The organism is Pseudomonas sp. NFACC08-1 (assembly GCF_900106735.1).
GTDB classification, from domain to species: Bacteria; Pseudomonadota; Gammaproteobacteria; order Pseudomonadales; family Pseudomonadaceae; genus Aquipseudomonas; species Aquipseudomonas fluorescens_Q.
On sequence record NZ_FNNL01000011.1, the window covers coordinates 23,230 to 33,445 of the forward strand.

The 10,216-nt window shown below is 62.0% G+C and carries 10 protein-coding genes; 8 read left to right on the top strand and 2 right to left on the bottom strand.

Features of this window, described 5'->3' with window-relative positions; all coding sequences use genetic code 11:
- The first annotated feature begins 9 nt into the window (after positions 1–9).
- The 4 genes from BLU76_RS21255 to BLU76_RS21270 are packed head-to-tail and all read left to right on the top strand — an operon-like array spanning position 10 to position 3,901.
- A complete protein-coding gene (locus BLU76_RS21255) occupies positions 10–1,020 on the top strand; it encodes an ABC transporter permease subunit (RefSeq protein WP_063322947.1) in 1,011 nt (336 codons plus the stop codon).
- 10 nt (positions 1,021–1,030) lie between these two features.
- On the top strand, positions 1,031–1,942 hold the full coding sequence (locus BLU76_RS21260; RefSeq protein ID WP_063322948.1) for an ABC transporter permease subunit: 912 nt from the start codon (positions 1,031–1,033) through the stop codon (positions 1,940–1,942).
- A gap of 10 nt (positions 1,943–1,952) precedes the next feature.
- On the top strand, positions 1,953–2,921 hold the full coding sequence (locus tag BLU76_RS21265; protein ID WP_092224266.1) for an ABC transporter ATP-binding protein: 969 nt from the start codon (positions 1,953–1,955) through the stop codon (positions 2,919–2,921).
- Positions 2,921–3,901: a peptide ABC transporter ATP-binding protein gene (locus BLU76_RS21270; protein WP_092224268.1), complete on the top strand. Its 981-nt coding sequence runs from the start codon at positions 2,921–2,923 to the stop codon at positions 3,899–3,901. The genes BLU76_RS21265 and BLU76_RS21270 overlap by 1 nt, the downstream gene beginning before the upstream one ends.
- A 225-nt stretch (positions 3,902–4,126) precedes the next feature.
- Here the strand turns inward: BLU76_RS21270 and BLU76_RS21275 are convergent, their stop codons facing one another.
- Together BLU76_RS21275 and BLU76_RS21280 are read right to left on the bottom strand one after the other, a co-directional pair.
- The gene (locus BLU76_RS21275) at positions 4,127–4,387 is read right to left on the bottom strand and encodes a hypothetical protein (protein WP_063322960.1); all 261 of its coding nucleotides are present in this window, start codon (positions 4,385–4,387) and stop codon (positions 4,127–4,129) included.
- Between the two features lie 348 nt (positions 4,388–4,735).
- Positions 4,736–6,319 (bottom strand): peptide chain release factor 3, encoded by a 1,584-nt coding sequence (locus BLU76_RS21280; protein ID WP_092146081.1) that lies wholly within the window; start codon positions 6,317–6,319, stop codon positions 4,736–4,738.
- A 332-nt stretch (positions 6,320–6,651) separates the two neighbouring features.
- Here BLU76_RS21280 and BLU76_RS21285 point away from each other — a divergent pair, with 332 nt between their 5' ends.
- From BLU76_RS21285 to BLU76_RS21300, 4 genes are read left to right on the top strand one after another with little or no spacing between them, the layout of a single operon-like run.
- A complete protein-coding gene (locus BLU76_RS21285) occupies positions 6,652–7,368 on the top strand; it encodes an ABC transporter permease (protein WP_092146083.1) in 717 nt (238 codons plus the stop codon).
- Positions 7,369–7,393: 25 nt separating this feature from the next.
- A complete protein-coding gene (locus BLU76_RS21290) occupies positions 7,394–8,296 on the top strand; it encodes a glycine betaine ABC transporter substrate-binding protein (RefSeq protein WP_092224271.1) in 903 nt (300 codons plus the stop codon).
- Between the two features lie 15 nt (positions 8,297–8,311).
- A complete protein-coding gene (locus BLU76_RS21295) occupies positions 8,312–8,965 on the top strand; it encodes an ABC transporter permease (protein ID WP_024616353.1) in 654 nt (217 codons plus the stop codon).
- On the top strand, positions 8,962–10,119 hold the full coding sequence (locus BLU76_RS21300; protein WP_092224273.1) for an osmoprotectant ABC transporter ATP-binding protein OsmV: 1,158 nt from the start codon (positions 8,962–8,964) through the stop codon (positions 10,117–10,119). The genes BLU76_RS21295 and BLU76_RS21300 overlap by 4 nt, the downstream gene beginning before the upstream one ends.
- Positions 10,120–10,216 lie beyond the last annotated feature (97 nt).

Consider the following 10,216-nt stretch of genomic DNA (forward strand, 5'->3'; position numbering starts at 1 on the left):
CACCTGAAGATGTTTAGTTTTATTGCCCGCCGACTGGGATTGTTGATCCCCACGTTCTTCGGCATCACCTTGCTGACCTTCGCGTTGATTCGCATGATCCCCGGCGACCCCGTGGAAGTGATGATGGGCGAACGTCGGGTCGATCCCGAAATGCATGCTCAGGCAATGGAACGCCTTGGCCTCAATAAACCGCTGTATGCCCAGTACCTGGACTACATCGGCAAACTGGCCCAGGGCGATCTCGGCGAATCGCTGCGTACCCGTGAAAGCGTATGGACCGAGTTCAGCTCCCTGTTTCCCGCGACCCTGGAACTGTCCATGGCCGCCCTGTTGTTCGCCGGTATCCTGGGCCTGCTGGCCGGGGTGATCGCGGCACTCAAGCGAGGATCCCTGTTCGACCATGGGGTAATGGGCGTCTCCCTGGCGGGTTACTCGATGCCAATCTTCTGGTGGGGCCTGATCCTGATCATGTTCTTCTCGGTGTCCCTGGGCTGGACCCCGGTGTCCGGGCGGATCGACCTGCTCTACGACATCGAGCCGAAAACCGGCTTCATGCTGATCGACACGCTGTTGGCCGACGAGCCAGGCGCGTTCCTCGATGCCCTGCACCACCTGATCCTGCCGGCCATCGTGCTGGGCACCATTCCGCTGGCGGTGATCGCCCGCATGACCCGCTCCTCGATGCTCGAAGTGCTGCGCGAAGACTACATCCGCACCGCCAAGGCCAAAGGCCTGTCGCCGTCGCGCGTGGTGTTCGTGCATGGCCTGCGCAATGCGCTGATCCCGGTGCTGACCGTGGTCGGCCTGCAGGTCGGCACGCTGCTGGCCGGTGCGGTCCTGACCGAAACGATCTTCTCCTGGCCGGGCATCGGCAAGTGGCTGATCGAAGCCATCGGCGCCCGGGACTATCCCGTGGTGCAGAACGGCATCCTGTTAATCGCCTGCCTGGTGATTCTGGTCAACTTCGTCGTGGACATCCTCTACGGCTTTGCCAACCCACGCATCCGTCACCAGCGCTGAGATCAAAACCATGAGTACTCCAACTACCGCGGTAGCAGTCGATCAAAGCCTGCTGTACCCATCCCCGTACAAAGAATTCTGGCACGCGTTTTCCCGCAACAAGGGCGCCGTGGCCGGGTTGCTGTTCATGATCCTGATCGTGTTCTGCGCGCTCTTCGCGCCGTGGGTCGCGCCTCACGACCCGAGCGAGCAGTACCGCGACTTTCTGCTGACGCCGCCGGCCTGGCTCGAAGGCGGGCAGATCCAGTTCCTGCTGGGCACCGACGAACTGGGCCGCGATTTGCTCTCGCGGCTGATCCAGGGTTCGCGCCTGTCGCTGCTGATCGGCTTGTCGTCGGTGGTGATGTCGCTGATCCCGGGCATCCTGCTGGGGCTGTTCGCCGGGTTCTTCCCGCGCATCCTCGGCCCGACCATCATGCGCCTGATGGACATCATGCTGGCCCTGCCTTCGCTGCTGCTGGCCGTGGCGATTGTCGCCATCCTCGGCCCTGGCCTGATCAACACCGTGATCGCCATCGCCATCGTCTCGCTGCCGTCCTACGTGCGCCTGACCCGCGCCGCGGTGATGGGTGAGCTGAACCGTGACTACGTGACCGCCGCCCGCCTGGCCGGTGCCGGCCTGCCGCGCCTGATGTTCATCACCGTGCTGCCCAACTGCATGGCACCGCTGATCGTCCAGGCGACCCTGAGCTTTTCCTCGGCGATCCTCGACGCCGCCGCCCTGGGCTTCCTCGGCCTCGGCGTCCAGCCGCCCACCCCGGAGTGGGGCACCATGCTGGCCTCGGCCCGCGACTACATCGAACGCGCCTGGTGGGTGGTGAGCCTGCCTGGCTTGACCATTTTGCTCAGCGTGCTGGCAATCAACCTGATGGGCGACGGTTTGCGCGATGCGCTGGACCCGAAACTCAAGAATGCCGCCTGAGGAGATTCCCATGTCACTGTTAGAAATCAAGAATCTCAACGTTCGCTTCGGCGACGCCACCGCCGTGCCGGTGGTCGACGGTCTGGACCTGAGCGTGGAAAAAGGCGAAGTACTGGCCATCGTCGGCGAATCAGGCTCGGGTAAATCGGTGACCATGATGGCGCTGATGGGCCTGATCGAGCACCCCGGCATCGTCACCGCCGATGCGCTGAACTTCGACGGCAAGAACATGCTCAAGCTGAGCAACCGCCAACGTCGGCAGATCGTCGGCAAAGACTTGGCGATGGTCTTCCAGGACCCGATGACCGCGCTCAACCCCAGCTACACCGTGGGTTTCCAGATCGAAGAAGTGCTGCGCCTGCACCTGAAAATGTCCGGCAAGGCCGCCCGCAAGCGCGCCATCGAACTGCTGGAAAAAGTCGAGATCCCCGGCGCCGCAAGCCGCATGGACGCCTACCCTCATCAGTTGTCCGGCGGTATGAGCCAACGGGTGGCGATTGCCATGGCGATTGCCGGCGAGCCGAAACTGTTGATCGCCGACGAACCGACCACTGCCCTGGACGTGACCATCCAGGCGCAGATCATGGACCTGCTGCTGGCCTTGCAAAAAGAACAGGACATGGGCCTGGTGCTGATCACCCACGACCTGGCCGTGGTCGCCGAAACCGCCCAGCGTGTGTGCGTGATGTACGCCGGCCAAGCCGTGGAAGTGGGCAAGGTGCCTGAGCTGTTCGACATCCCGGCCCACCCGTACAGCGAAGCACTGCTGGCAGCGATTCCGGAGCACAGCATGGGCGCCGAGCGCCTGGCGACGCTGCCGGGCATCGTGCCCGGTCGCTACGACCGTCCGCAGGGTTGTCTGCTGTCGCCGCGCTGCCCGTACGTGCAGGATAACTGCCGCGTACAACGCCCCGCCCTTGATCCGAAAACCGCCAGCCTCGCCCGCTGCTTCTACCCGTTGAACCAGGAGGTGGCGTGATGGCCGTCGTACTTACCGCCCGTGACCTGACCCGTCATTACGAAGTGTCCCGCGGCATGTTCAAGGGCCATGCGACCGTTCGCGCCCTCAATGGCGTGTCGTTCGAATTGGAGGCCGGCAAGACCCTGGCCGTGGTGGGTGAATCCGGTTGCGGCAAATCCACCCTGGCCCGGGCCCTGACGCTGATCGAGGAACCGTCCGCCGGCTCCCTGAAAATCGCCGGCCAGGAAGTCGCCGGCGCCAACAAGGCCGAACGCAAGCAACTGCGCAAAGATGTACAGATGGTATTCCAGAGCCCTTACGCCTCGCTCAACCCACGGCAGAAGATCGGTGATCAACTGGCCGAGCCGTTGTTGATCAATACCAAGCTGTCAGCGACTGAGCGGCGCGAAAAAGTCCAGGCGATGATGAAGCAGGTGGGCTTGCGTCCTGAGCATTACCAGCGCTACCCGCACATGTTCTCCGGCGGCCAGCGCCAGCGCATCGCCCTGGCCCGCGCCATGATGCTGCAACCCAAGGTGCTGGTGGCGGACGAACCGACGTCGGCGTTGGACGTGTCGATCCAGGCCCAGGTGCTCAACCTGTTCATGGATTTGCAGCAGGAGTTCAACACCGCCTACGTGTTCATTTCCCACAACCTGGCGGTGGTACAGCACGTGGCCGACGACGTGATGGTGATGTACCTCGGTCGTCCGGTGGAAATGGGCCCCAACGAGTCCATCTACAGCCGCCCGCTGCACCCATACACCCAGGCGCTGCTGTCGGCCACCCCGACCATCCACCCGGACCCGAACAAGCCGAAGATCAAGATCGTCGGCGAACTGCCCAACCCGCTCAACCCACCGTCCGGCTGCGCCTTCCACAAGCGCTGCCCGTACGCCACCGAGCGCTGCAAGACCGAAGAACCGGCGTTGCGGCCACTCGATAACCGCCTGGTGGCGTGTCACTACGCCGAGCGGTTCCTCGACGGCGCGGCGTAAGGCAAAAGGCAAAAGGCAAATAGAGCACTTGTGGCGAGGGAGCTTGCTCCCGCTGGGCCGCGAAGCGGACCCTCTTTTTTGGGCCTGCTGCGCAGTCCAGCGGGAGCAAGCTCCCTCGCCACAGGGGTAAGTCTTCGCTTTGGATTATGCGCCCTGCATGAAAAACCCCTCCAGCCCAAACTGAGTCTCAGTTGGGGCTGGAGGGGTTTTCTTCAGGTCAGAGATCTACGTCTGGCTATCGCTCTCTTCACCCTCTTCATCCTCATCACCGTCCGGCGGATCGACGGGCGAACCATCATCATCCTCACCATCGTCCGGATCACCGGCGTCCGCATCGGTCGCGGCAAGCATCAACTCACCCTGAACTACCGAGCCACTCGACGCGTGCTGCTCATGCTCATCACATTCAGCCCATGCCGCGGTAGACCCCAGGGACAGCATCACCAAAACCTTCAGCAAAAACATCATGCGTAGAAACATGTTCATAGCCAATTCCTTCTTTTCCGGATGAAGCCGGGGCCTGACGGCGCTCAAGAAAATCTAGTTCTGAACAGGCCGGTTCACCAGATAGGACGCTCGATAACCGTTAGAAATGCCACAACGCGACAGATTGGTTTCGAATAAGTGTTATCTCCAAACCAACTAACACCCAACATTCCATGCGGGAGCGGGCTTGCTCGCGAAGAGGCCGGCACATTTAACATCCTGGCATGATGACCCACCGCTATCGCGAGCAAGCTGGTTCCCACAAGTGAGTGGCTTATGGACGAGACCCGGAGGGAATAAAAAACCCCGCAGATTTCGCTACGGGGTTTGGGGGATGAAGCTCAAGGCTTAATGATGCTCACGCGTCGCCCGGAATTTCACATCCGGCCAGCGCTCTTCCATCAGCGCCAGGTTGACCCGGGTCGGGGCCAGGTAGGTCAGGTGACCGCCGCCGTCCAAGGCGAGGTTTTCCACGGCCTTGTTGGAAAACTCCTCGAGTTTCTTCTTGTCGCCGCATTCGACCCAACGGGCGGAGTACACGGTGATCGGCTCATAGGAGCACTCGACCTTGTATTCTTCTTTCAAGCGGCTGGCGACCACGTCGAACTGCAGCACACCGACCGCACCGAGGATGATGTCGTTGCTGCGAGTCGGGAAGAACACCTGGGTGGCGCCCTCTTCGGCCAGTTGCTGGAGGCCCTGGCGCAATTGCTTGGACTTGAGCGGATCCTTCAGGCGCACGCGGCGGAACAGTTCCGGGGCGAAGTGCGGGATGCCGGTAAAGCCCAGGGTTTCGCCTTCGGTGAAGGTGTCGCCGATCTGGATGGTGCCGTGGTTATGCAGGCCGATGATGTCACCGGCGAAGGCTTCTTCCAGTTGTTCGCGTTCCGAGGAGAAGAAGGTCAAGGCGTCGCCGATGCGCACGTCCTTGCCAGTGCGCACATGGCGCATCTTCATGCCTTTTTCGTATTTGCCGGAGCAGATGCGCATGAAGGCGATGCGGTCGCGGTGCTTGGGGTCCATGTTCGCCTGGATCTTGAACACGAAGCCCGAGAACTTCTCTTCCACCGGTTCCACGGTGCGCTCGTTGGCAACGCGGGCCAGCGGGCGTGGTGCCCAATTGACCACGGCGTCGAGCACATGGTCCACACCGAAGTTGCCCAACGCGGTCCCGAAGAACACCGGGGTCAGTTGACCGTCGAGGAATTCCTGCTGGTTGAACTCGTGGCAGGCGCCCTGCACCAGCTCCAATTGCTCGACGAAACGATCGTACTCGTCGCCCAGGTGCGCGCGGGCTTCATCGGAGTCGAGCTTCTCGATGATCTTCACCTCGGTGCGCTCATGCCCGTGACCGGCGGTGTAGACAATGATGTAGTCGTCGGCCAGATGGTACACACCCTTGAAGTCGCGGTAGCAGCCGATCGGCCAGGTGATCGGCGCGGCCTTGATCTTCAGCACCGCTTCGATCTCGTCGAGCAATTCGATCGGGTCGCGGATGTCACGGTCGAGTTTGTTGATGAAGCTGACAATCGGCGTGTCCCGCAGACGGCAGACGTCCATCAGCGCGATGGTCCGTGGCTCGACACCTTTACCGCCGTCGAGGACCATCAATGCCGAGTCCACTGCCGTCAGGGTGCGGTAGGTGTCTTCGGAGAAGTCTTCGTGGCCCGGGGTGTCGAGCAGGTTGATCATGTGGTCGCGATACGGGAACTGCATGACCGACGTGGTAATGGAAATACCCCGTTGTTTTTCCATTTCCATCCAGTCGGAGGTGGCATGGCGGTCGGACTTGCGAGATTTCACCGTGCCGGCAATCGCGATCGCCTTGCCCATCAGCAAGAGCTTCTCGGTGATGGTGGTCTTACCGGCATCGGGGTGGGAAATAATGGCGAAAGTGCGGCGTTTCGCGACTTCGGCGGCCTGTTTGGTCATGGGAAATCGCCTGGCAGGTGATTCAAAAAAGGGCGGCGATTATAGCTCAACTTGCGCCAGGAACCGAACCGTTGAGCACATCCAGGGTGGCCAGATCTTCCCTGGCATGGGAACCTTTAGCCGCGTGGAGGCGTCCACCACCCTGCTACGGCTGTTCGTCAGGGTCTGAAAAATCAGCAAGTTAGCCTGACGAGGCTGCGCTCATGGCTCGATTTACCTGCCGTTTTACCGGTATGGAAAAGAGCTGCTTCTCGCGAACGTTTTCCCGGCAACCAGTGATGGTTTGCCGCCCGGGAAAGCGTGCGCCGACTGAAAGACAAAGGAGTCCGCCTGTGGCTATCCGCTATGGCAAAGGGCTTATCGGGGGTGCGGTCGTCGTCGCGCTCCTGGCCCTGTTGGTCCACTGGATCGGCATCGATACGATCCAACGCTACCACGACGATCTGCTGTTCTACCTGCAAGCGCACCTGCTGCTTGTCCTGGCCTCCATGCTGGCGGCCCTGCTCGTGGGCATTCCCGCTGGCATCGCCCTCAGCCGCCCCGGCATGGTCGGGCGCGCCGAACGCTTCATGCAAGTGTTCAACATCGGCAACACCGTGCCGCCCCTGGCCGTGCTGGCCATCGCCCTGGGCATCCTGGGCATCGGCAGCGGTCCCGCCATCTTCGCCCTGTTCCTCGCCTCGCTGTTGCCCATCGTGCGCAACACTTATGAAGGCCTGAAAAACGTCCAGGGCTCCCTCAAGGAAGCCGCCGTCGGCATCGGCATGACCCCGCGCCAGGTGCTGTGGAAAGTCGAGTTGCCCAACGCCGTGCCCATCATCGTCGGTGGCGTGCGCGTGGCCCTGGCGATCAACGTCGGCACCGCGCCGCTGGCGTTCCTGATCGGCGCCAACAGCCTCGGCAGCCTGATCTTCCCCGGCATCGCCTTGAACAACCAGCCGCAGCTGCTGCTCGGCGCGGCCTGCACCGCCCTGTTGGCGTTGTTGCTCGACGGGCTGGTGACACTGGCCAGCCGCCTCTGGCTGGAACGCGGTCTGCAGCCGTCATAAGCCGGCTGGATAAAGGAAATCGTTTATGAAGAAGTTGAGCTTGATACTGGGCTGCGTGCTGCTGTTCGCAGGATTCGCCCAAGCCGCAGAAAAACCGCTGATCCGCCTTGGCGCCCGGGTGTTCACCGAACAGACGCTGCTGGCGGAAATCACCGCGCAATACCTGCGCAGCAAGGGCTACGACGCGCAGATCACCGGTGGCCTGGGCAGCAACCTGGCCCGCAGCGCCCATGAAACCGGGCAACTGGACATGCTCTGGGAATACACCGGCGTGTCGCTGGTGGCCTACAACCACGTTACGGAAAAACTCGATAGCGCCCAGTCCTACGCCCGGGTGAAAGAACTCGACGCGAAAAAAGGCCTGGTCTGGCTGACACCGTCGAAATTCAGCAACACCTACGCCCTGGCCCTGCCGGAAAAAATCGCCCGTCAGTACCCGCAGATCAACAGCATCAGCCAATTGAACACGGTGCTGCAGGCCGAAGCCGCTGACAATCATCTGGTGGCCCTGGACACCGAGTTCGCCAACCGCTCCGACGGCCTGGCGGGCATGGTCGAGCAGTACGGCATGAACCTGACCCGCCAGAACATCCGGCAGATGGACGCAGGCCTGGTCTACACCGCCCTGCGCAACGGCCAGGTGTTCGCGGGCCTGGTGTATACCACCGACGGCCGGTTGAACGCGTTCAAGCTGAAGTTGCTGGAAGACGACAAGCATTACTTCCCCGACTACACCGCCGCGCCGGTGGTGCGCCAGGCGTACCTCGACGCGCACCCGCAACTGGCCGCGCAGCTCAAGCCCCTGGCCGAGCTGTTCGACGATGAAACCATGCGCCAGCTCAACGCCCGCGTGGACGTCAACCACGAAAGCCCTTCCACCGTTGCCGCTGATTTCCTGCGCCAGCATTCGCTGCTCTCACCCCAATGACCTGGAGGAAAAGCCATGGATTTTCTTGACGCCTTTTCCCATCTGGACTGGCCGCTGGTGCTGCACCTGACCTGGCAGCACATCACCCTGGTGGGCATCGCCGTGACCCTGGCCATCGTGGTCGGCGTGCCGCTGGGCATCTTCATGACCCGCTTCCCGACGCTCGCGGGCCCGTTACAGGCCAGCGCCACCGTGCTGCTGACGATTCCGTCGATCGCGCTGTTCGGCCTGTTGCTGCCGTTTTATTCCAAATTCGGCCAAGGCCTGGGCCCGATGCCGGCGATCACCGCGGTGTTTCTCTATTCGCTGTTGCCGATCATGCGCAACACCTACCTGGCCCTGACCGGCGTCGAACCGGGCATCCGTGAAGCCGCCCGCGGCATCGGCATGACCTTCGGCCAGCGCCTGCGCATGGTCGAACTGCCCATCGCCGTGCCGGTGATCCTGGCCGGTGTGCGCACCGCCGTGGTCATGAACATCGGCGTCATGACCATCGCCGCCACCATCGGTGCCGGTGGCCTGGGCGTGCTCATCCTCGCTTCCATCAGCCGCAGCGACATGTCGATGCTGATCGTCGGCGCCGTGCTGGTCAGTCTCCTGGCCATCTTCGCCGACCTGCTCCTGCAGTGGCTGCAACGCTCGCTGACCCCAAAAGGACTATTGAAATGATCGAACTTCAAAACCTCAGCAAAACCTTCAAGAGCAACGGCAAAGACGTCAAGGCCGTGGACTCGGTGAACCTGATCGTCAACGAAGGCGAGATCTGCGTGTTCCTCGGGCCGTCGGGCTGCGGCAAAAGCACCACGCTGAAGATGATCAACCGCCTGATCCCGCCCACTTCGGGCAAAGTGTTGATCAACGGCGAGGACACCACCGGCCTGGACGAAGTGACCCTGCGCCGCAACATCGGCTACGTGATCCAGCAGATCGGCCTGTTCCCGAACATGACCATCGAGGAGAACATCACGGTGGTCCCGCGCCTGCTGGGCTGGGACAAGCAGAAATGCCACGACCGTGCCCGCGAATTGATGAGCATGATCAAGCTCGAACCCAAGCAGTACCTGCATCGCTACCCTCGCGAACTGTCGGGCGGTCAGCAGCAACGGATCGGCGTGATCCGTGCCTTGGCGGCCGATGCGCCGCTGTTGCTGATGGACGAACCCTTCGGCGCGGTGGACCCGATCAACCGCGAGATGATCCAGAACGAGTTCTTCGAGATGCAACGGGCGCTGAACAAGACCGTGATCATGGTCAGCCACGACATCGACGAGGCGATCAAGCTGGGGGACAAGATTGCGATCTTCCGCGCGGGCAAGCTGGTCCAGTTCGATCACCCGGACACGTTGCTGGCGCATCCGGCCGACGAGTTCGTCAGCAGTTTCGTCGGCCAGGACAGCACGCTCAAGCGCCTGTTGCTGGTCAAGGCCGAAGACGCGGCGGACAACGCCCCGTCGGTCAGCCCCGAGACACCAGTGAGTGAGGCACTGGAGTTGATGGACGAACATGACCGTCGCTACATGGTGGTCACCTGTGCCGAGAACAAGGCCCTGGGCTATGTACGCCGTCGCGACCTGTACCGCCAGACCGGCACCTGCGGACAATACTTGCGCGAATTCAACGCCACCGCCGCCTACGACGAACACCTGCGCATCCTGCTGTCGCGCATGTACGAGTTCAACCGTTCGTGGCTACCGGTGATGGACGCCGAGCGGGTGTTCCTCGGCGAGGTCACCCAGGAATCGATCGCCGAATACCTAAGCTCCGGACGCTCGCGTGGCGGCAAGACCAGTATTGTTTCGCCGGCCGAGACTGCGTTGGCCTGACTTCTGATAGCTCCCACACTCTGGAAGGTAGCCTGGGACCTGTGGCGAGGGAGCTTGCTCCCGCTGGGTCGCGAAGCGGCCCCAAAAAAGCGATGAG

What these genes read in the sequence shown, in the direction of transcription:
- BLU76_RS21255 (WP_063322947.1), top strand. Translation starts at nt 10, where the DNA reads ATGTTTAGTTTTATTGCCCGCCGACTGGGATTGTTGATCCCCACGTTC.
- BLU76_RS21260 (WP_063322948.1), top strand. Translation starts at nt 1,031, where the DNA reads ATGAGTACTCCAACTACCGCGGTAGCAGTCGATCAAAGCCTGCTGTAC.
- BLU76_RS21265 (WP_092224266.1), top strand. Translation starts at nt 1,953, where the DNA reads ATGTCACTGTTAGAAATCAAGAATCTCAACGTTCGCTTCGGCGACGCC.
- BLU76_RS21270 (WP_092224268.1), top strand. Translation starts at nt 2,921, where the DNA reads ATGGCCGTCGTACTTACCGCCCGTGACCTGACCCGTCATTACGAAGTG.
- BLU76_RS21275 (WP_063322960.1), bottom strand. Translation starts at nt 4,387, where the DNA reads ATGAACATGTTTCTACGCATGATGTTTTTGCTGAAGGTTTTGGTGATG.
- BLU76_RS21280 (WP_092146081.1), bottom strand. Translation starts at nt 6,319, where the DNA reads ATGACCAAACAGGCCGCCGAAGTCGCGAAACGCCGCACTTTCGCCATT.
- BLU76_RS21290 (WP_092224271.1), top strand. Translation starts at nt 7,394, where the DNA reads ATGAAGAAGTTGAGCTTGATACTGGGCTGCGTGCTGCTGTTCGCAGGA.
- BLU76_RS21295 (WP_024616353.1), top strand. Translation starts at nt 8,312, where the DNA reads ATGGATTTTCTTGACGCCTTTTCCCATCTGGACTGGCCGCTGGTGCTG.
- BLU76_RS21300 (WP_092224273.1), top strand. Translation starts at nt 8,962, where the DNA reads ATGATCGAACTTCAAAACCTCAGCAAAACCTTCAAGAGCAACGGCAAA.